Here is a 20,655-nt window from a genome sequence, read left to right on the forward strand (position 1 = left end):
CCCCCGTGCGGCTCCTTTTTTTTTACATTTTTTCGGCGGGGGGGGTTGCCCCCGGGCGCCGGGTCACTGCCCACCCCGCGCAGAGCCCCCCACCCCCTTATTTTCCTACCCAAAATCCCCACCTCTCCCCGCAAGCGGGGAGAGGTAAACTTCACCGCGCCTCTTCAAACCCGGCCAGCACCGAGGTCAGGTTCGCGCCCAGAATATCCGAGAGATAGCCGCCCTCCTGCACGAACACGGTCGGCAGGCCCAGCTTCGCGATCGCCTGGCCGATGCGGCGGAAGCCCGGCGTGGTGACGGCGAGGCCCTTCAGTGGATCGTGCTCGGAGGCATCGAGGCCGAGCGCGATGACGAGGGCGCCGGGTGCAAAGGATTCGATCGCCTTGCGCGCGACATCCATCGCCTGGATGTAGCCGTCGTCACCGGTGCCGATGGCCAGGGGGATGTTGAGATTGGCGCCGAGGCCGGGTCCTTCGCCGCGCTCATGCGCGTAGCCCCACACATAAGGATAGTACGCGATGGGGTCAGCGTGGATCGACACCGTGTAGACGTCAGGGCGTGCGTAGAAGATTCCTTGCGTGCCGTTGCCATGATGGACGTCGACGTCCAGGATCACGACGCGCTCATGCTTGAGCCGCAGATGCGCGGCTGCGATCGCGCTGTTATTGAGGAAACAGAAGCCGCCGGCCATGTCGCGGTAGGCGTGATGGCCGGGCGGACGGCAGAGTGCATAGGTCGCATCCTCGCCGTCCATCACCATCTGCGCTGCCGTGACCGCAACATCGGTGGCAGCGCAGGCCGCGGCCCAGGTGCCGGGACCGATCGGCGCCGCGGTGTCGGCGGTGTGCCAGCCGAGCTTGCCGACGATATGAGTGGGATAGGTCGCGGCATGACGCACGGGATGGATGTTGCCGATCATCTCCGGGCCGGAATCGCCGAGCGCGGTCCAGGCGTCCCAGGCTTCGCTGAGGAACGACAGATATTCCGGGCTGTGAATCCGCGCACGCGGCCCCTGCCCGAATGTCGTCGGTTCGACCAGCTGATGCTTGCCGTCCTTCAACCCCTTGAGCAGGCGATCGGCGCGCTCGGGCTGCTCCGTGGTGCGCTTGACGACACCGCGAACCAGGAAGAATTGCGGATCGTGGCTGCGATGCAGTTCGGTATGGACGGCTTTCACTCAAACACTCCGTGGTCGCGTTGACGGTGCCCACAGATGTCTAAATGCCTGCGGCGGCCAGATGCAAGCAAGAAGAATGCCGCCGCTTTGGTGCTGCTCTGCGCCGGAGGCAGACCGCCCGTGATGCTCTAGCAGCGCCCGCGCTGGAGGCAGTGCTCGCGGCCCTGCTGGTCGGTGCGGAAGGACTCGACGAAGCCGCCCTGACGCTGGGTGACGAAGACGGTCTTGCCGTCGCTGCCGCCGAAGGCGAGATTGGTCGGCTCCTTGCCCTTCAGCGCGATCTCCCGCTCGACCGCACCATTGGGCTTCATCAGCGCGATGGTGCCCTTGAGGATGCGCGCGACATAGAGACGGCCGGCGACGTCGGTGCGCAGGCCGTCGACGGTGTCGGGCTGGAAGGCTTTGACGAGTTTTGCGCCGGTGAGCTCGTTACCGCGGACGGTGTAGGACCAGATTTCGCCGCTGCTGGATTCCCCGACATAGAGCGTCTTGCCGTCAGGGCTGAGGTCGATGCCGTTGGTGGTGCCCATCGCGCGCGGCGCGGGCATCACCTGCCCCTGCACCGTGCCGTCCGCAGATTTGGCGATGCGCCAGATGTGGCCTTCCCTGCCTTTCCAGTTCGGATCGCTCGCATAGATCGTGCCGTCGCGCGCGACCGTGATGTCGTTGGGCTGGTTCATCTCGTCGGAATGAAACCAGACGACGGGCTCGCTCGCGCCCTTCGGGATCGCGAAGATGTTGTGCTTCTTGTAGTCGGCGATGAACATGGTGCCGTCACGCGCAAAGCGGATGGCGTTGCCGACGCTGCCCGCGGGCAGTGCCGTAAACTGCTCCGAAGCCGCGCCGCCCACCGGCAGCTTGCCGATGGTGCCGGGCTTGCCAAAGTTGACCACGAAGAGATTGCCGTCGAGATCGGCCGCCGGCCCTTCGATGCCGAAGGTGTATTCGCCCGACGGCGTCACCTGCACGCTTTCGAACAGCTTTGTTTCAGCATGGGCCGGCGATGCCGCGATGACGAGAAGGAGGCTACTGCACAGGCACCAGAAATTCCTGCCGAATGTAATAGCCATCGTCGTCGCTGCACTCGCCATTCAGATAGGGATCGGCAGGCCGGAAGAATCGGCTGAAGCCGGGTTTGTCTACAGCGCTCCTTTGTGTCACGACAACGACCTTGCCGGCCGGTATTTCGCCGCATTCCTTGTTGGTCTTGCCAAAGAACTTGCGCTGCGGCGGGCCGGACTTGATCCGCATCCGCGTGCCCGGAACCATTTTCGCAACCAGCAGGTCCGCGGTATCGAGCAGGCGCGTGTAGCCAGGTTCGGTCCTGGGCAGGCTTTCGCCGCCCGGCGGCATCAGCTTCTCGGCGCCGATACCGCGCAGCCGCGTGCGCAGCTTCCCGGAGTCTGGATCGCCCGGATAGATCCAGCCGTCCTGCGACAGCATGAAGCGCAGCACCGTCGCGTCCTTTTCCGCATCCGATTGCCCTGCCTTCAGGCCGAAATCCGAGTGGCAGCCGACGCAGTGCTTTTCGACGAGCCCCTTGCGCAGCGTGGTGAGCCGGACACTGTTCTGCGCGTCTTTGGCGACGAAGGCCGCGAGCTGGTCGATCATCGCCTGGCTGCGCATGTCGCAAGGCAACGGCGGCGGATCGCCAGCAGCGCGATCGATGCGGATTACCGTCTGGTTCTTGTCCTCGACCAGCCAGATTGCGCCGTCCTCTGCGACCGTCATGCCGACGGGCGCTCCTTGCGGCCGCGCGCCGTTGACGCGGTGCCAGCCTGCGATCAGTTCGTCGAATGGCGCGGCGGCGACTTCTCCGGCGTCGGTCTGAAAGCTGTGGGTCGGATCTGCCGCGCAACTGACGTGGTAACGCACCGGCGCCGGGGCGGGCTTCGGGAAGCCATGGTCGTCGACGTCATAGAAGAGGACGCGGCTGCCGGTCGGACGATAGCCGTGCAGGCCGACTAGCAGCTTGCCTTCCAGCTCCGGGAATTTCGCGCCGTGATAATAGAGCATCGCCAGCGGCGCGCCGTGCGGCGGCATCAGAGAGAACGGTGCCTTGTAGAGCGCATTGGCCGTGCAGAGCGACCTGTAGACCCCGGATTGCAGCACGGGCTTGAATTCGGGGCTCGGCGTCGACAGGTCGTAGCAATAAGGCCAGCCATAATGCCTGCCCTGCTCGATCGCGTTGATCTCCTCGTTCGGCTTGAAGATGTCGGGCAGATCGCGGCCGTTCTCGCCCTGCAGGAAGGCGTAACCAGGATCGGGAAAATTCGGATGCAGCGCCAGCGCCATCGAGTTGCGCAGGCCGCGCGCATAGACGGTGTGCGGCGGGTCGGGATCGGCCGGCTTCAGCGCCGGGAAGATGCCGCCTGCGGGCGGTGTGAACAGCCAGATCGAGGCCATCGCGGACGCGCCCTCGGCCGCCGCGCATGGTTTTGTGATCGGCGCCGACGTGATGCAGTCGTCGCTGTGCGAGCCGACATTGACGAACAGCCGCCCGTTCCCGTCAAAGGCGAACTGCTTGAGCGGATGGGCACTCTCGTCGAGCCTGGTGCCGTCAGGCAATGTGATCCGGCGGCCGGGCATGTGCCGGATGATGGTCTCGACCGTGCTGCGGGGATTGTCGGCGAGCGGATCGAACCGGAAGATCGTCTCCGCGGTCGAGGCGTACAGCTTCTTGTCCGGGCCAATCACGAGACCGAACGGATATTCGATTGCGGTCAGCAGCTCCTTGAACCGCTGCCCCTGCGGCGCATGCGGATCGAGCAGCAGCAGCCGTCCATCGGTGTGGCCCCAGCCCCCCATGTCGGCGACCACGAACAGGTCACGGCCTGGCACCTGGATGATCGAGCGCGGAAATTTCAGGCGATCCTCTTCGCTGGCGACGAGACCGGCGCAGAATCCCGCCTTCATGTCGATCTGGATTCTGGGAAAGGCGAGATCGCCGCTGCCACAGGTTTCCGTGCCGATCGCGTAGCCGCTTTTCCTCACCGGCTCGGAGGAGGCTCCCGGGGCAAGACCGAACAGCGCTCCGGCGACGATCGCCGCAAACAAGCTTCGGCGTTCATGCCAGAATGTGAGCTGGTTCACGGCGATCCCCCGGACTTTCGGTCCAAAGTTGTTCCATGCCATGGGAACGCCGTCCAGTTGATCATCACCCCCCTGTGATCAAACCCGCTCGGGCCTTCGCAGCGACCAATCTCCGTAGATTCCCTTACCGGGCTCGCCCCGAATGTTTCGCGAAGGCCTCGGGTGGTATCGGTTTGCCATCCCAGTCGCTCCCGACAGGAGACGCATATGGTCCAGGTCTATTTTCACTGCTCCAACACCGAAGGCACGCTGATCGATCGCAGCGGCACCGCGGTGGCCAGCCTGACCGAGGCGCGTGACCGTGCGGCCCAGATCATGCACTCGATGATCTACACCCCGGGTGCCGAAGACTGGCGCGACTGGGTGATCCATGTCAGCGGCTCCGACGGCGAGGAGATCTTCGACCTTCCCTTCACCGCCATGCTCGGCAAGCCGCATTGAGGTGATGCCGTGCTGTTCGCTTCATTAACCCTGCTCTGCCAGCCCCTCAACTTCGTCGCCACCAAGTGGCAGAAGCTGGTGCGGATCGCAGGCAACCCCTACCGCCCCGAACTTCACTACATGCGCGGGCCTGGCCCGAAATGGCACGCCAAATATCAGGCCAGCCGGCTGGACCGCGGGCTCTGAGCGCAGTCCGCGGCTGCTCCTCTACTTCCCCGTAAACTTCGCCTTGCGCTTCTCGACGAAGGCGGTGCGGCCTTCGATGGCGTCGGCGCTCTTGCGGATCGTGGCCTGAACCTCGATCTCGCGGCGGAACTGCGCCTCGTAAGCCGCATGCTCGCTCTCCTCGACAAGCGCACGCGTTGCGACCAAAGCGCGCGTCGGGCCGTCCGCCAAACGGCGCGCCAGGACCAGCGCCTCGTCCATCAGCTTCGCGTCGTCGACGACCTGCCGCACCAGGCCGATCTCCTGCGCACGTTCGGCCGTCAGGGGCTCGTTCAGCAACATCAGCTCGAGCGCGCGCTGCCGACCGACCAGCCGCGGCAACAGCCAGGTCGAACCGAGATCGGGCACCAGGGCGATCCGGCTGAACACCTGGATGAAGCTCGCCGACCGCGCCGCAACAATCATGTCGCCGGCCATCGCAAGGCTGAAGCCGCCGCCGGCCGCGACGCCGTTGACGGCGACCACGACAGGCACGCGGCATTCGCGCAACGCCTTGAACGCGGGCCAGTAGAACCGCATCACGCCGGCGGCGATGTCCTCGCCCAGCGCTTCCGATGCCTTCAAATTCTGTCCTGAGCAAAATCCGCGCCCCGCGCCGGTGAGGATCAGTGCGCGAATGCCCTCATCCCCAGTCATCTCGGCGACGGCGGCGGCGAGCGCGCCGAGCAGGTCCGGCGTCATCGCGTTCAGACTCGCCGGCTCGTCGAGCGTCAAGATCCCAACCGCGCCATCCCGCGCCTGTTTCACACCTGCCATGTCTCGTCTCCCTTTGGATTTTCTCGTTGGCGGCAATGTGCCATCCTTCGCACGCCCCGCCAATGCTGCAGCTTCCGCGTGAAGCCAGAACAACCGAATCCAGAGATCAAGACGACATCATGCCTCATCAGTTCAGCCTCGCCCAAGCCGTCCGCAAACCCGCCGTCACATCCAAGGGCGGCATCGTCGCCTCGCAATCGCGACGGGCGGCCGAAGTGGGCGCGCAGGTGCTGGCGGCGGGCGGCGACTGCGTGGACGCGATCGTCGCGACCACCTTTGCGCTGAACGTGCTGGAGCCCTGGAACAGCGGCATCGGCGGCGGCGGCGCCATGGTGCTCTACCGCGCCAAGGAAAATCGCACCGAGGTGATCGACTACGGCATGTGCGCGCCACAGAGCCTGCGCACCACCGACTACCCGCTCAGCGGCGAAGGCGCGGCCTCCGATCTGTTTCCCTGGCCGCGGGTGAAGGACGATCGCAACATTCACGGCCCCGGCTCGGTCGCCGTGCCCGGCGTCGTCGCCGGCATGGAGGAGGCACATCGCCGCTACGCCAAGATGCCGTGGAAGGATCTGGTCGCGCCGGCCGCCGCGCTCGCCGGCGAAGGCCTGCTGGTCGATTGGTGGACCACGCTGACGATCGCGGCATCGGCAGCCGATCTCAGGCGCTATCCCGCGAGCGCGGCCACCTTCCTGAAGGATGGCCTGCCGCCGAGCGCGCCGTGGGGCATCAAGTCCGAGACGCGGCTGCCGTTGGCCACGTTGAAGGCGACGTTGTCGCACCTCGCCGCTGCCGGTCCGCGCGATTTCTACCAGGGCGATCTCGCCAAAAGCATCGCATCCGACATCAAGGCCGACGGCGGCTCGCTGTCGGTGGAGGATCTCGCCGCGTTTCGCGCCCATCTGCGCGAGCCGCTGGCGATCCCCTATCGCGGCGGCAAGGTGTATGCGACGCCGGAGCTCACGGCCGGACCGACAATGGCGCATGCGCTGCGGCTGTTGCAGCAGAGTCTGAAGCCGGGAAGCGCACCCGACGCGACCACCTACAGCGAATATGCGGTGGCGCTGCAAGCAGCCTTCCGCGAGCGGCTCAAGGACATGGGCGATGCCGACGGCAAGCGATCGCTCGGCGCCGAATATCTGGCGCCCGCCTGCACAACGCATTTCTCCGTGGTCGACCGCCACGGCAACATCGCAGCGGTCACGCAGACGCTGCTCTCGTCCTTCGGCTCGAAATACGTGACGCCGCACACCGGCATTGCCATGAACAACGGCATCATGTGGTTCGACCCGACGCCGGGCACCACCAACTCGCTCGCTCCCGGGAAGCGCTGTCTCTGCAACTACACGCCCGTCATCGCCGAAACGAAGGACGGCAAGCGTCTCGCGGTCGGCGCCTCCGGCGGCCGCCGCATCCTGCCGTCGGTGATGCAGCTCGTGTCCTTTGCGATGGATTACGGCATGGACCTCGACACGGCCATCCACCAGCCGCGGATCGACGCAAGCGAAGGCGCGGTCGTGATCGGCGATATCAGACTGCCGGCAGACGTGCGCAAGACACTTGCCGCACGCTTCGATTATGAAGAGACGCAAGTGCAGGCCCTGCCGCAGAAGTTCGCCTGCCCCAGCGTGGTGATGCGCGAGGACGATACGAATTCGGGCGCGGTCGAGATCTTCCAGCCCTGGGCCGACGCTGTCGCCGAATCCTGAGCGTCACGACTCCTCCGCATTTGCACGCGACACCGCGATCGATGTTCGTTCGTCGAACGGACAGATGCGTGCCTAACAGGAGAGATTTCGGATGAAGAAACTTGCGCTCGCCGCAACACTGATCATCGCGGCCGGCTTCACCATGCCAAACGCCGCATTCGCCAGGGGCGGCCACGGACATGGTCATGGCCATGGCCACGGCCATCATGGCGGATACCATGGACATCGCCATGCCACTCATCTCGGATGGCACCACGGGCGCAAGGTCGGCTGGCGCGGCAGGGGCTGCCCGCCCGGCCTGTGGAAACAGGGTCGCTGCTGACGCCCTATCTGCAAGTCATGCAAGGCGTCGCTCCTGACGGGGCGGCGCCTTCTTCTTCAAACGCCCAGCCGATCCCGCACCCGGCCCGTGATCACAGCAGTCGCAACCCCCAAGGGCCAAAATGCGTGCATCGGAATCGGCTTGATACCCGTGACGGGCATGTCGATCTCAGCCTTGGCACCGCCGATCAGCCGGCGCGCGAGCTGCGCGCCCATCGCGGTCGAGAGCGCGACGCCGCGGCCATTGCAGCCGAGCGAGATCAGGACGCTCTCCGCCGGCTCGTGCACATGCGGATAATGATCCTTGGTGATGGCGAGCCGGCTGTTCCAGCCATGCGTCCAGGCGGCGCCCTTGAGCTGCGGCCATAGCCGCTCGGCATAACGCATGAGATAGGCGACGTCGTTGGGCGACTTGATCCAGCGCATCGGGCCGCGGCCGCCCATCAGCAGGCGGTTGTTTTGATCGATCCGATAATAGACGGTGATATGACCGCTCTCGTAGAGCACCGGCCGTGTCGGCATGATCGAGCGGGCGACCGCGTCGGAGAGCGGCGCGGTGGCGGCAATCGAAGAGAATACCGGCACGATGGTACGGCGGAGCGCCGGCCAGAGATCGTCGGTGAAGCCGTTGGTGGCGAGCAGGACCTTGTCGGCATGCACCACCGCGCGCGGCGTCTCGATGCGCCAGCGCGCGCCGTCGCGACGGAGCGACAGCGCCGGCGTTTCGCCATGGACCTTCGCGCCCGCGGAAATCGCGGCGCGCGCGAGGCCACGGGCGTAGCTGAGCGGATGCAGATCGCCGCCGCGCGAGTCCAGCATGGCGCCGATGTAGCGGTCCGTGCCGGTCATCTCGCGCAACTGCTCGCGGTTCAGATATTGCACCGGCATGCCGCGGCGCATGCATTGCTGCGCCGTCTTCTCGATCGCGGCGGCGCTGGCCTCGTTGTAGGCCGCGCGCAGCGTGCCATTCTGCCGCGCTTCGCAGGGGATCTGGTAACGGCGGATCAGGTCGTGCGTGAAATTGGTCGTGCCGTAGGAGAAGTCGATCATGCGGCGGCCGAGCTCGGCGCCGAAATCGGCCTCGATCTGATCGGGGTCATGCTTCAAGCCGGGATTGGTGTGACCACCATTATTGCCCGATGCGCCCCAACCAGGTTCCTGCGCCTCCAGCACCAGCGCCTCGACACCTCGCTCCGCCAGATGCAAGGCCGTGGACAGACCGGTGTAGCCGCCGCCGACGATCGCGACGGGGACGGTCTTGTCCGCGTCGAGCGGCGGCGTGGCAACCGGCGCGACGGCGGTGTCGGCATAGAGCGAGGGCGGCAGAGGCAGGCGCGTAGTCATGACGAGGACCGATCAGAGCGGATGCAGCACGCGGCGCAAAAAGTCCTGCGTGCGCGGGTGCTGGGGTTGATTGAGGACGGCCTTCGCCGCGCCCTGCTCGACGATGACGCCGCCGTCGATGAACAGCACGCGGTCGGCGACGTCGCGGGCAAAGCCCATCTCGTGGGTGACGACGACCATGGTCATGCCGTCATCGGCGAGCTTGCGCATCACGCCGAGCACGTCACCGACCAGTTCGGGATCGAGCGCCGAGGTCGGCTCGTCGAACAGGATCGCCTTTGGCTGCATCGCGAGCGCGCGCGCGATGGCGACGCGCTGCTGCTGGCCGCCGGAGAGCTGCGGCGGATGCGCGTCGGCCTTTTCGGCGAGGCCCACCTGACCGAGCAGCGCGCGGCCGCGCTCGAGCACCTGCGCACGCGGCTCCTTCTTTACAAAGAGCGGGCCTTCGACGACGTTTTCCAGCACGGTGCGATGCGGGAACAGGTTGAAGCGCTGGAACACCATCGAGACCTGGGTGCGGACCTTCACGATGGAGGACGCATCGCGGTCGACCTTCAGTCCCTCGACGTTGATCTCGCCGCGGTCGTAGCTTTCCAGCCCATTGATACAGCGCAGGATCGTCGACTTGCCGGAGCCCGAGGGGCCAATGATGCAGACCACCTCACCCTTCTGGACGGAGGCCGTGATGCCCTTGAGCACCTCGTTCTGGCCAAAGCTCTTGTGGACGTCGGTGAGCTCGATCATTTCTTGCCCGCCCGCTTCTCGAAGTGACGGACCAGCAGGATCAGCGGGATGCTCATGGTGAGATACATCAGCGCCACCAGCGTGAACACATTGGTGTTCTTGAAGGTCGAGGATGCGATCAGCTTGCCTTGCAACGCGAGCTCGGCGACCGTGATGGTGGAGGCTTGCGACGAATCCTTCAGCATCATGATCATGACGTTGCCATAAGGCGGCAGCACGATGCGCACCGCCTGGGGCAACACCACGCGGCGCATGGTGAGCCACCAGCCCATGCCGATCGACTGCGCCGCCTCGATCTGGCCCTTGTCGATCGCCTCGATGCCCGCACGGAAATTCTCGGCCTGGTAGGCCGAATAGGCGATGCCGAGCCCGAGGATCGCGGCCTGCAAGGCCGACAGCGTGACGCCGAGATCCGGCATCACGAAATAGAGGTAGAACAACAGCACGATGATCGGGATGCCGCGGATCACGTTGATCAGGCTGGCGCTGAGCATCGACAGCACCTTGATGCCGGAGACCCGCATCATCGCCCAGATCAGACCCAGCACCGTCGAGAGCAGCAGCGAGCCGATGGTGACGACGATCGTCAGCGCGACACCGCTCATCAGGATCGGGAAGAATTCGACGGCGTCGTGCCAGAAGCCTTTCATCGGTCAGCCTTACCAGCCTCTGTCGATCAACCCTGCGCCTTCTGACCCCACTTCTCGAGGATCTTGTCGATGGTGCCGTTGGCCTTCAGCTTCGCCAACGAGGCGTTGATCTTGCCGAGCAGCGCGGCCTCGCCCTTGCGGACGCCGATGCCGACCGAGCCGACGGTGACGGGCTTGTAGCCGTCGACGAGACGTACCTCAGGGAAACCACCCTGCTTCAGATTGTAGGCGAGGATCGGATAGTCGGCGTAGCCGGCCTTGAGGCGACCGGTGTTCACGTCGCGCAGGATGTCAGGGATGGTGTCGTAGGCCTTGACGTCGGCGAACAGGCCGGACTTCTTCAGCGCATCGACGAAGGCGGTGCCGACCTGGGCGCCGACCGTCTCGCCCTTCAGATCATCCTGCGTGGCATAGGCCTTGGTGTCGCTCTTCGGGACCACCAGGCCTTCGCCGTAGGTGTAGATCGGATCGGAGAAGTCGACGACCTCCTTGCGCGGCGCGGTGATGAACATCGCCGCCGCAATCATGTCGATCTTGCCCGATGTGAGCGACGGGATCAGCGCCGAGAACGCCATCGGCTCGATCTGCACGCTGAGGCCGGCGTCCTTGCCGATCTCGGTGACGATGTCGACCATGATGCCCTGGATGGTGTTGGTCTTGGTGTCGAGGAAGGTGAAGGGAATGCCTGTCGGCGTCGAGCCGACCTTCAACGCCTGCTGCGCCGAAGCCGGCATCGCCGCTGCAATCGCGAGCGCCGCGACCGCGGCCAGACCAAAACGCTTCATCGCATCCCCCTTTGGGCTTGGCCGATGTCGGCGCTCGCGCATGTCGTGATCAGACGTTGCGGGCCAAGCCGTTTCGGCCTATTTTCACCAATATGAAAATTTGGTCACACTTTCGCGGGCGATGCAAGCGGTTTTCATGCACATGAAGGAAGCGGTTTGACGTGAGCGGTGGCAAAAGAATGCGCAAACCGGCCGCCGCAAAGCCGGCGAAGGTGAAAGCCAAGGCTACCACCAAGCCGGCCGAGCCCGCGATGGATGTCGCGGTCGGCCGCCGTATCCGCGATCTCAGGCGTGTCAGACAATTCTCGCTCGAGACCGTCGCGGCGCGCACCGACCTGTCGATCGGCTTCCTCAGCCAGATCGAGCGCGGCCTGTCGTCGCCATCGCTGCGCGTGCTGGCAACGCTCTCCGACGTGCTCGGCGTCGGCATGGCCGCTTTGTTCGGTGCGAGCCCAAGTCCCGACGGTGCCTCCGACCAGGTGGTGACGCGCGGGCTTCAGCGGCCGGAACTGAAACTCTGGCGCAGCGGAATTTCGAAGCAACTGCTGAGCGCTGCGGGCAGCGACAACCGGCTCAACCTGTTCCTGGTGCATATCGATCCCGGCGGCTCCGCGGGCGACGAACTCTATACCCATGACGGCGAGGAAGCCGGCCTCGTGCTCGAAGGCGAGATGATGCTGACGGTGGACAGCGAGACGTGGTCGCTGAAGACGGGCGACAGTTTTCGGTTCGCTAGCCGAAGGCCGCACCGGTTTTCCAATCCGGCCAATGATGCGAAGGCTGTGGTGCTGTGGGTGAATTGCGTGACGGGCGCGGGGTAAGCCCGTGCTCACCTTCCACCGCGCACGGCGAAAGTAAGAAAAGCCGCGACGTCTCCACATCGTCATTGCGAGCGAAGCGAAGCAATCCAGACTTTCTCCGCGGAGGCACTCTGGATTGCTTCGTCGCTTCGCTCCTCGCAATGACGGGCGGATGGAGTCTTAGCCGAACCGATACTTGTACCGGTCCACCGTCAGCGCACTCACATCGACCTCCGGCTTCCTGCCCGACAGCATGTCCGCGAGCACGCGGCCGGAGCCGCAGGACATGGTCCAGCCGAGCGTGCCATGGCCGGTGTTGAGGTGGAGGTTGCCGTATTGCGTCGGGCCGATCACCGGCGGGCCGTCCGGCGTCATCGGACGCAGGCCGCTCCAGAACGTCGCCTTGGAGAGATCGCCGCCGCGCGGGAACAGATCGGTCAGCGAGTGATCGAGCGTGGCGCGGCGGGCGTCGTAGAGCTGGCTCGAATAGCCGGATATCTCGGCAGTGCCGCCGACGCGGATGCGATTGCCGAGGCGGGTGATCGCGACCTTGTAGCTCTCGTCCATCACGGTCGATTCCGGCGCGCCGGAGGCGTCCTTGATCGGCACCGTGATCGAATAGCCCTTCACCGGATAGACCGGCAATGAGATGCCAAGCGGTGCAACGAGCCGCGACGACCAGCTTCCGAGCGCGAGAACGTAGGCATCGGCCTGCAACGAGCCCGCACTGGTCACGACACCACTGACGCGCGCGCCATCCGTGACGATGCGATCGATGCCGGTGTTGAACATGAAGCGCACACCGAGCGCTTCGGCATGCTTGGCCAGCGCCTGCGTGAACATGTGGCAGTCGCCGGTCTCGTCCTGCGGCAAGCGAAGCCCGCCGGCGAACTTCTCCTTCACGGCGGCGAGCGCCGGCTCGACCGCGATGCAGCCCTCCCGGCTCAACACCTCGAAAGGAACGCCATACTGCTTGAGCACGGCGATGTCCTCACCGGTGCCATCGAGCTGCGCCTGGTGGCGGAAAAGCTGCAGCGTGCCCTGCGAGCGCTCGTCATACTGGATGCCGATGTCGCGGCGCAGGTCGCGCAGGCAATCGCGGCTGTATTCCGCGATCGGGATCATCCGGCTCTTGTTGACCGCGTAACGCGCGCTGGTGCAGTTGCGCAGCATCTTGGAGAGCCAGACCCACATGACAGGATCGAGCTTCGGCCGGATCACCAGCGGGCCGTGCTTCATCAGCAGCCATTTGATCGCCTTCACCGGCACGCCGGGACCGGCCCAGGGCGACGAATAGCCGGGCGACACCTCGCCCGCGTTGGCGAAAGAGGTCTCCAGCGCCGGCTCGGGCTGACGGTCGACGACCGTCACCTCATGACCGGCACGCGCAAGGTAGTAGGCAGAGGTGACACCGATGACGCCGCTGCCGAGGATCAGAACTTTCACGCTTCGTCAAACTCCCGCGGCATCACGCTCGCCGCTGCAAGAACAAACTCCGCAACGGCGAGAGCAATTATCAGGCCACCCGCTTGATGGCGTCGCCGAGGATCGAGACCATATCGTCGATATGGCTCTTCTCGACGATGAGCGGGGGCGACAGCGCGAAGCTATCGCCGCTCATGCGGAAGTACAGACCGCGATTGAAGCAATCGACCATGACGTCGTAACCACGCGCGCCGACCGCACCGTCACGCGACGACAGCTCTACCGCGCCCATCAGGCCGCAATTGCGGATGTCGACGACGTTCGGCAGACCCTTCAGCGAATGCAGCGCATCGCCCCAGTATTCGGCAATCGACGCACCGCGCGTCAGCAGGCCCTCGTCCTTGTAGATGTCGAGCGTCGCGATGCCGGCGGCGCAGGCCGTCGGATGCGCCGAATAGGTGTAGCCGTGGAACAGCTCCATCTGGTTCTCCGGGCCGACCATCAGGCCGTCGTGAACCTTGCGGCTCGCGAACACCGCGCCGCAGGGAATGGTGCCGTTGGTGATGCCCTTGGCCGTCGTCATCAGGTCCGGCGTGACGCCGAAGAAGTCGGCGGCGAATGGCGTGCCGAGGCGGCCGAAGCCGGTGATGACCTCGTCGAAGATGAGGAGGATGCCGTGCTTGTCGCAGATCTCGCGCAGGCGCTTGAGATAGCCCTTCGGCGGCGGCAGCACCGCGGTCGAGCCCGGCACCGGCTCGACGATAACGGCCGCGATCGTCTCGGCGCCGTGCAGGCCGACCAGACGCTCGAGATCGTCGGCGAGCTCGGCGCCATGCTCAGGCTGGTCCTTGGCGAAGGCGTTGCGGGTGAGATCGTGGGTGTGGCGGATGTGGTCGACGCCCGGAAGATGGGTGGCGAAGGCGCGGCGATTGGCGACCATGCCGCCGACCGACATGCCGCCGAAGCCGACGCCGTGATAGCCGCGCTCGCGGCCGATCAAACGGGTGCGGCTCGCCTGGCCGTTGGCGCGGTGATAGGCGAGCGCGATCTTCAGCGCGGTGTCGACCGACTCGGAGCCGGAGTTAGTGAAGAAGATGCGGTCGAGGCCCTTCGGCGCGATCTCGGCGAGACGCTCGGCGAAGTCGAATGCCAGCGGATGGCCCATCTGGAACGACGGCGCGAAGTCCAGCGTCATCAGCTGGCGCTCGACCGCTGCGGCGATCTGCTTGCGGCCGTGACCGGCATTGACGCACCAGAGGCCGGCGGAGCCGTCGATCACCTTGCGGCCGTCGACGGTGGTGTAGTGCATGCCCTCGGCCGAGGAGAACAGGCGCGGCGCCTTCTTGAACTGACGGTTGGCCGTGAACGGCATCCAGAACGAGTCGGTCTTGATAGTGTTCGGAATCTGATGAAGGGTCACGGGCCACGCTCCTTTGCTGACGGGATAGCAGAGGCACGGCTTCGGAAGCGCAACAAGTCCTTTTCTGGTCACCTGCAAGCCATTGATTTCACTGGGGCTGCCGGTCCATATTTGCGCGATCCGCAACACCTGCAACAGGGACCAGGGGCATGAGCGTCGACATCGGTAGACGGCTGCGATTCATCCGGGCGCACCACAAGCTGTCGCAGCGCGAGCTCGCCAAGCGCGCCGGCGTCACCAATTCGACGATCTCGCTGATCGAATCCAACCAGATGAACCCGTCGGTCGGCGCGCTCAAGCGCATCCTCGACGGCATCCCGATGGGGCTCGCCGAGTTTTTCGCGCTGGAGCCGGAGTCACGGCGCAAGATTTTCTACCGCGCCGAGGAGCTGACCGAGGTCGGCAAGAAGCCGATCTCGTATCGCCAGATCGGCGACAATCTGTTCGGCCGCAGCTTGCAGATCTTGAAAGAGCGATACGAGCCCGGCAGCGACACCGGACGCGTTCACCTCGTCCATGACGGCGAGGAAGGCGGCATCGTAATCTCGGGCAAGCTCGAAGTCACCGTCGAGGACGAGCGCCGCATCCTCAATCCCGGCGATGCCTACTACTTCGAGAGCCGTCGCCCGCATCGCTTCCGCTGCGTCGGCGGCAAGCCGTGCGAAGTGATCTCGGCCTGCACGCCGCCGACGTTTTGAGGCGCATCGACATTATCCGGAATCTTACGGAGTGCCCCGGTATCTTACGGATCTTGAGGCATCTCAATCTCCGCGCGTCGACCCTCTATATGTTGCGAACCCAAGCCGAGAGACATTCCGGCGCCGCTTCATAACTGGGCTCGAAGATGAAGATCACGCTCGCCAATGCAGAGGCCGCGCTCGATGAAGTGCAGCGCGACACCGACAAGCTCCATTCGCAGGAGCTGCGTAAGGCTATTGCCGACTACATCGAGACGCAGCGAGAAGCGCTGAAGGCGCTCCGCAAGAAACTGCATTAGCAGGACGCGGCGGAACGAGAAGATCTCGTCCCGCCTTTTTGCCTCAGCGCTGCGTCAACAACTCCTCGATCTTGATCGGAAAGCGGCGGACACGCACGCCGGTCGCATGCCACACCGCGTTGGCGACCGCGCCGGCGCTGCCGGTGATACCGATCTCCCCGACGCCCTTGATGCCGAGCGCATTCACATGCGGATCGTGCTCCTCGACCATGATCACGTCGAGCGGCGGCACGTCGGCATTCACGGGGATATGGTACTCGCCGAGATTGGCATTCATGATCCGGCCGCTGCGGCGGTCGGTGATGGCTTCCTCATGCAGCGCGAAGGACATGCCCCAGATCATGCCGCCGAACAGCTGGCTCTTCACCAGATGCGGATTGACGATGCGCCCCGCCGCGAACGCACCGACCATGCGGGTGACGCGGACCTGGCCGAGCTCGGGATCGACCTTCACCTCCGCAAACACCGCACCATGCGCGTGCATCGCATACTCTTCCATCGCCGCAGGGTTCGGCGCTCCGGTGCCGCGGGCTTCGAGTTCGGCAACGCCCGCGCGCGCGAGGATCTCGACGTAGCTCTCGCCACGGGTCTCGTCGTCGCGCCGGATCAACCGGCCATCGCGCGCGATCACGCCGGCATTGCCGGCACCAAACAACGGCGAGCGCTCGTCGTTGGTGGCGAGATCGGCGAGTTTTGCGACGACGGCCGCACCGGCACTGTGGATCGCAGCACCCGCGGTCGCGGTGTGCGCCGAGCCGCCGGCGATGCCCGCGTCGGGCAGGTCGGATGAACCAGCCTTGAACTCGACACGGTCGATGTCGAGCCCGAGTTCGTCGGCCGCGATCTGCGCGAGTGCCGTCCAGGCGCCCTGCCCCATGTCATGCGCGCCGATCTCCATCGCGCCACTACCGTCGCGGCGGAGCACCGCGCGCGCTTCGGCCTGGAACATCAGCGCCGGGAAGGTCGCGGTGCCCATGCCCCAGCCGACGAGAAGGCCAGCATCGTCGCGCATCTGCCGCGGCTGGAGCGAACGCTTCGACCAGCCGAAGCGCGCCGCGCCCTGCTCGTAGCAAGCACGCAGCGCCTTGGACGAAAACGGCTTGCCAGTGATCGGCTCGACCTCGGCGTAGTTCTTCAGGCGGAAAGCCAGCGGATCGATGCCGCAGGCCCAAGCCATTTCGTCGATAGCGCTTTAGAGCGCGATCGAGCCGGTGGCCTCGCCGGGCGCACGCATGAACAGCGGTGTACCGGTGTTGACGCGCACGGCGTCATGCGAGGTGCGGATTGATGGGCTGGCATAGAGTGTATGCGAGGCGTCCGCCGCGGGCTCGTAGAAATCGTCGAACGTGCTCGACACGGTCCGGGCGTGATGATCGAGCGCAGTCAGGCGCCCTTCGCCATCCGTGCCAATGCGCAGCCGCTGACGCGTCGGTGCACGGTGACCGACCGGGCCGTACATCTGCTCACGGCGCAGTACGAGCTTGACCGGCTTGCCGACCAGCTTTGCGGCCATGATGCCGAGGACCGGCGGACCAGCCATCAGCCCCTTCGAGCCAAAGCCACCGCCGAGGAACGGGCTGCGGATGTGGATCTTGTCATGCGCGATGCCGAACAATTCGGCAACGCGCGCAAGCGACAGCATCAGACCCTGGGTCGGCATGTCGATCTGCAGACTGTCGCCATTCCATGCGGCCACAATCGCATGCGGCTCCATCGCGTTGTGATATTGCGGCGGCGTTTCGTAAATCGCGTCGATCTGCTTCTCGGCCGCGGCAAGACCCGCCTCGACATCGCCGAGGTGATTTTCGGTGGGGTTGCCGACGCCCACGACCGGCGGCACGTAACTCTCGCCGGCATCGAGGCCGACCAGCGCGGGCAGCGTCTCGTAGCGCGGCGCCAGCAGCACCGCGCCTTCCGTCGCTGCCTCCAGCGTCTCGGCGATCACGACGGCGATGGGCTGGTTGGCGTAGCGGACCTCGTCGCTTTGCAACACCTCCATCCGAAACACGAACGGATTGGTCTTGATTTCCGGATCGATTGCGAGCTGCGGCTTGTGGTCTGGTGTCATGACGTCAACGACACCGGGATGGCGTTTTGCGCCGGCGACATCGAGCGAGGTGACGCGGCCACGCGCGATGCTGGCGACAGCCATCACGGCAAACAGCATGCCGGGCGGATGGTTGTCGGCGGCATAGGTCGCCTGCCCCTTGACCTTGAGGACGCCGTCACGGCGGGTCAGCGGCTGACCGATGTTCGAGCCGTGGCGCAGATGGGCGGGAGAGCTGGATAGATTAAGCTCAGGCATGGATGGCTCCGGACGTCGAGGCAAAAGGAGAGGCCGGCAGCGCGGGAATACGCGCGGGCGTACCGGCAGCGGCAAGGGTCAGCGCGCGCACGACGATGCGGCGTGCGAGCTCGATCTTGAAGGCGTTGTCGCCGGACGGCTTTGCGTCGGTAAGCGCGCGCCAGGCGGCTTCCTGAAAAGCGTCGCTCGTCGGCGCGACGCCCTTGAGCACGTCTTCCGCGGCACGGGCACGCCAGGGCTTTGCGGCGACGCCGCCGAGCGCCAGCCGCGCCTCCGCGATCTTGCCGTTCTCGATCCGCAACGCCGCCGCGGCCGAGACCACGGCGAACGCGTAAGACGTGCGCTCGCGAACCTTGAGGTAGCGCGCATGCGTGGCGAAGCCGCGCGCCGCGGGCGGCAGGCGCACCGCGACGATGAGGTCGCCGGGTTCGAGCCCCGATTCACGCTCGGGCGTGTTGCCCGGCAGACGATGCAGCGCGTCGAGCGCGATCTCGCGGCGGCCGTTCCTGCCCTCGATCTCGACGACGGCATCGAGCGCAAGCAGGGGTACGCAGAAGTCCGACGGGTGCGTGGCGATACAGCTCTCGCTCCAGCCGAGCACGGCATGGGTGCGGTTCTCGCCCTCACGGGCGTCGCAGCCCGAGCCGGCCTCGCGCTTGTTGCAGTGGCTGGCGGTGTCGTAGAAATACGCGCAGCGCGTCCGTTGCAGCAGATTGCCGCCGACGGTCGCGGCATTGCGCAGTTGCGCGGACGCACCGGACAGCAGCGCTTCAGCGACGGCCGGGTAGGATTTCGCGAAGTTTGCGTCATGCGCGAGATCGGCGTTGCCCACCAGCGCGCCGATGCGCAACGATCCGTCAGCGAGAGTCTCGATCTGATCGAGCCCATCGAGATGCGTGACATCGACCAGACGATCCGGCCGGCTGACGCCGCCCTTCATCAGATCGAGCAGATTGGTGCCGGCGGCGAGATAGGCAGTACCCGGCTGAGCGGCCGCCGCGACGGCCTCGGCCACTGTGGCCGGCCTGATATAATCGAACGGTTTCATGCGGAGCGCCTCTGATTGGATTCATCCATGCCGGCCTGGGCTTCCAGCACGGCATCGACGATGCCGGCATAGGCGCCGCAGCGGCAGAGATTGCCGCTCATGCACTCGCGGATGCGCTCGGGATCGTTGCCGGCTTGCGCCTCTTGCATCATGCCGATCGCGCTCATGATCTGGCCGGGCGTGCAGAAGCCGCACTGAAAGCCGTCATGGGCGATGAAGGCCGCCTGCACGGGATGAAGCTGGTCGCCGCGCGCCACGCCTTCGATGGTGAGGATGTCGGCGCCATCATGGCTGATGGCGAGAGCAAGACAGGAGTTGATGCGCTTGCCGTCGACGAGAATAGTGCAGGCGCCGCACTGGCCGCGATCGCATCCCTTCTTGGTTCCGGTCAGATGGAGGCGCTCACGCAGGAGATCGAGCAGCGTGACGCGCGGATCGTCGAGGACGAAATCGCGCCGCGCACCGTTCACGGTGAGGCTGATGGAGTGGTTCATACAAGGCTCCGATCAGATATGGACATGAGTCATCAGCCAGCGCGCCACCTCCGTGGCCGCCGTCGATATGCGTTGGCCAGGCGGAACCCGGCCAACATCTCAAGGAAGATACGGAGGCACCCTCCGGTTAACAAGGGCTGCCCGAAAATATTTGGAATTCGTCGAAAGCCCGTGCGCATACAACGCGATGCAGCCTTGCTAGGGTTCAATCTAACCAATTCGTGATCTACATTACCGCCATGGACGACCAGACCGACCAGATTCGGAAGCCCCGCGCCGACGCCGTGCGCAATCGCGAGCGCGTGCTCGAGGCGGCGAAAATCGTGTTCAACGCGGGCGGTCCCGAGGCGAGCCTGGAAGCCGTCGCCAAACGCGCCGGCGTCGGCATCGGCACGCTCTATCGGCATTTTCCGACTCGCGAGGATTTGTTCGAGGCGGTGTACCGGCGCGAGGTCGAGCAGCTCAGCGAGCTCGCTGAGCAATTGAAGAATGCCAAGGACCCGGTCGACGCGCTGCGGCGCTGGCTGCGCTCCAATGTCGAATTCGTTGCCACAAAAAAGGGCATGTCGGCCGCGCTGGCGCTGACGTTCCAGAGCTCGTCGGAACTCGCGGCGTTCTCGATGGACCGGCTGACCAAGGCGATCGGCTCGCTGCTCGACCGCGCGGTCGCGGCCGGCCAGATGCGCGGCGATGTCAGCCCGGAGGATCTGCTCAGGGCACTCGTCGGCATGTGTTACATGCACGACCAGCCCGGCTGGCAATCCTCGGTACTGCGCATGCTCGACGTGTTCGTGGACGGGCTGCGGGTGCAGCCGGCCGGCAAGTCCGGCACCAAGACCAAGGCGCGCGCCGCCAAGCCCGCAAAGCCCGCGGTGAAACGGAAGCGATAGCACGCCGTATTTCGCTGAGGTCGTGCTAGGA

At 65.3% G+C, this 20,655-nt stretch carries 20 protein-coding genes and 1 pseudogene; 8 read left to right on the forward strand and 13 right to left on the reverse strand.

All coding sequences use genetic code 11. The annotated features are described in order from the left end of the window. Positions 1–151: 151 nt before the first annotated feature. The 3 genes from AC0L3X_RS12805 to AC0L3X_RS12815 form a co-directional block, all read right to left on the reverse strand. Positions 152–1,177 carry a histone deacetylase family protein gene (locus tag AC0L3X_RS12805; RefSeq protein WP_063985375.1) on the reverse strand — a complete coding sequence of 342 codons (1,026 nt, stop codon included), beginning with the start codon at positions 1,175–1,177 and terminating at the stop codon, positions 152–154. Positions 1,178–1,305: 128 nt separating this feature from the next. Beyond that, the gene (locus AC0L3X_RS12810) at positions 1,306–2,247 is read right to left on the reverse strand and encodes an SMP-30/gluconolactonase/LRE family protein (RefSeq protein WP_063985376.1); all 942 of its coding nucleotides are present in this window, start codon (positions 2,245–2,247) and stop codon (positions 1,306–1,308) included. Beyond that, complete coding sequence (locus AC0L3X_RS12815; RefSeq protein WP_063986673.1) at positions 2,204–4,270, reverse strand: PQQ-dependent sugar dehydrogenase; 2,067 nt, start codon at positions 4,268–4,270, stop codon at positions 2,204–2,206. The genes AC0L3X_RS12810 and AC0L3X_RS12815 overlap by 44 nt, the downstream gene beginning before the upstream one ends. A 207-nt stretch (positions 4,271–4,477) precedes the next feature. Between AC0L3X_RS12815 and AC0L3X_RS12820 the strand changes: the two genes are divergently transcribed. Both AC0L3X_RS12820 and AC0L3X_RS12825 read left to right on the forward strand, forming a co-directional pair. Next, positions 4,478–4,711 (forward strand): DUF6894 family protein, encoded by a 234-nt coding sequence (locus AC0L3X_RS12820; protein WP_014497658.1) that lies wholly within the window; start codon positions 4,478–4,480, stop codon positions 4,709–4,711. 9 nt (positions 4,712–4,720) lie between these two features. Beyond that, a complete protein-coding gene (locus AC0L3X_RS12825) occupies positions 4,721–4,897 on the forward strand; it encodes a hypothetical protein (protein ID WP_187387812.1) in 177 nt (58 codons plus the stop codon). A 21-nt stretch (positions 4,898–4,918) separates the two neighbouring features. On the opposite strand, the gene AC0L3X_RS12830 is transcribed toward AC0L3X_RS12825, so the two are convergent. Next, positions 4,919–5,692: an enoyl-CoA hydratase-related protein gene (locus tag AC0L3X_RS12830; protein WP_063985377.1), complete on the reverse strand. Its 774-nt coding sequence runs from the start codon at positions 5,690–5,692 to the stop codon at positions 4,919–4,921. A 119-nt stretch (positions 5,693–5,811) separates the two neighbouring features. Between AC0L3X_RS12830 and AC0L3X_RS12835 the strand changes: the two genes are divergently transcribed. Beyond that, positions 5,812–7,401 carry a gamma-glutamyltransferase family protein gene (locus AC0L3X_RS12835; RefSeq protein WP_283018468.1) on the forward strand — a complete coding sequence of 530 codons (1,590 nt, stop codon included), beginning with the start codon at positions 5,812–5,814 and terminating at the stop codon, positions 7,399–7,401. Positions 7,402–7,492: 91 nt separating this feature from the next. After that, a complete protein-coding gene (locus AC0L3X_RS12840; RefSeq protein ID WP_283018467.1) occupies positions 7,493–7,723 on the forward strand; it encodes a hypothetical protein in 231 nt (76 codons plus the stop codon). 56 nt (positions 7,724–7,779) lie between these two features. On the opposite strand, the gene AC0L3X_RS12845 is transcribed toward AC0L3X_RS12840, so the two are convergent. Genes AC0L3X_RS12845 through AC0L3X_RS12860 form a run of 4 tightly spaced genes read right to left on the reverse strand, consistent with a single transcriptional unit; the run spans position 7,780 to position 11,245 of the window. After that, positions 7,780–9,066: an NAD(P)/FAD-dependent oxidoreductase gene (locus AC0L3X_RS12845; protein WP_063985379.1), complete on the reverse strand. Its 1,287-nt coding sequence runs from the start codon at positions 9,064–9,066 to the stop codon at positions 7,780–7,782. 12 nt (positions 9,067–9,078) lie between these two features. After that, on the reverse strand, positions 9,079–9,810 hold the full coding sequence (locus tag AC0L3X_RS12850) for an amino acid ABC transporter ATP-binding protein (protein WP_063985380.1): 732 nt from the start codon (positions 9,808–9,810) through the stop codon (positions 9,079–9,081). Continuing rightward, positions 9,807–10,460 carry an amino acid ABC transporter permease gene (locus AC0L3X_RS12855; protein ID WP_014497665.1) on the reverse strand — a complete coding sequence of 218 codons (654 nt, stop codon included), beginning with the start codon at positions 10,458–10,460 and terminating at the stop codon, positions 9,807–9,809. The genes AC0L3X_RS12850 and AC0L3X_RS12855 overlap by 4 nt, the downstream gene beginning before the upstream one ends. Before the next feature lie 26 nt (positions 10,461–10,486). Next, complete coding sequence (locus AC0L3X_RS12860; RefSeq protein ID WP_063985381.1) at positions 10,487–11,245, reverse strand: ABC transporter substrate-binding protein; 759 nt, start codon at positions 11,243–11,245, stop codon at positions 10,487–10,489. A gap of 179 nt (positions 11,246–11,424) precedes the next feature. On the opposite strand from AC0L3X_RS12860, the gene AC0L3X_RS12865 reads away from it, so the two are divergent. After that, positions 11,425–12,066, forward strand: coding sequence for a helix-turn-helix domain-containing protein (locus tag AC0L3X_RS12865; protein WP_063985382.1), 642 nt, complete (start codon positions 11,425–11,427; stop codon positions 12,064–12,066). A 159-nt stretch (positions 12,067–12,225) separates the two neighbouring features. Here the strand turns inward: AC0L3X_RS12865 and AC0L3X_RS12870 are convergent, their stop codons facing one another. After that, the gene (locus tag AC0L3X_RS12870; protein WP_063985383.1) at positions 12,226–13,491 is read right to left on the reverse strand and encodes a D-amino acid dehydrogenase; all 1,266 of its coding nucleotides are present in this window, start codon (positions 13,489–13,491) and stop codon (positions 12,226–12,228) included. A gap of 70 nt (positions 13,492–13,561) precedes the next feature. Further along, positions 13,562–14,890, reverse strand: a complete 1,329-nt coding sequence (gene aptA, locus AC0L3X_RS12875) for an omega-aminotransferase AptA (protein ID WP_063986675.1) — start codon at positions 14,888–14,890, stop codon at positions 13,562–13,564. Between the two features lie 149 nt (positions 14,891–15,039). On the opposite strand from aptA, the gene AC0L3X_RS12880 reads away from it, so the two are divergent. Continuing rightward, positions 15,040–15,588, forward strand: a complete 549-nt coding sequence (locus AC0L3X_RS12880) for a cupin domain-containing protein (RefSeq protein WP_231144261.1) — start codon at positions 15,040–15,042, stop codon at positions 15,586–15,588. Between the two features lie 146 nt (positions 15,589–15,734). Next, a complete protein-coding gene (locus AC0L3X_RS12885) occupies positions 15,735–15,887 on the forward strand; it encodes a hypothetical protein (protein ID WP_166082130.1) in 153 nt (50 codons plus the stop codon). Positions 15,888–15,930: 43 nt separating this feature from the next. Here AC0L3X_RS12885 and AC0L3X_RS12890 read toward each other — a convergent pair. The 3 genes and pseudogenes from AC0L3X_RS12890 to AC0L3X_RS12900 all read right to left on the reverse strand — a co-directional run bounded on the left by AC0L3X_RS12890 (position 15,931) and on the right by AC0L3X_RS12900 (position 19,734). Beyond that, positions 15,931–18,192, reverse strand: a pseudogene (locus AC0L3X_RS12890) (xanthine dehydrogenase family protein molybdopterin-binding subunit). Continuing rightward, a complete protein-coding gene (locus AC0L3X_RS12895) occupies positions 18,185–19,240 on the reverse strand; it encodes an FAD binding domain-containing protein (protein WP_063985386.1) in 1,056 nt (351 codons plus the stop codon). Before AC0L3X_RS12895 ends, AC0L3X_RS12890 begins: the two are co-directional and overlap by 8 nt. Then, entirely contained in the window at positions 19,237–19,734 is a 498-nt protein-coding gene (locus AC0L3X_RS12900) for a (2Fe-2S)-binding protein (RefSeq protein ID WP_008140891.1), read from the reverse strand. Before AC0L3X_RS12900 ends, AC0L3X_RS12895 begins: the two co-directional genes overlap by 4 nt. A 239-nt stretch (positions 19,735–19,973) precedes the next feature. Between AC0L3X_RS12900 and AC0L3X_RS12905 the strand changes: the two genes are divergently transcribed. Continuing rightward, positions 19,974–20,624 carry a TetR/AcrR family transcriptional regulator gene (locus AC0L3X_RS12905; RefSeq protein WP_187388096.1) on the forward strand — a complete coding sequence of 217 codons (651 nt, stop codon included), beginning with the start codon at positions 19,974–19,976 and terminating at the stop codon, positions 20,622–20,624. Positions 20,625–20,655: the final 31 nt, after the last annotated feature.

Source organism: Bradyrhizobium sp. MI1.7 (assembly GCF_055811795.1).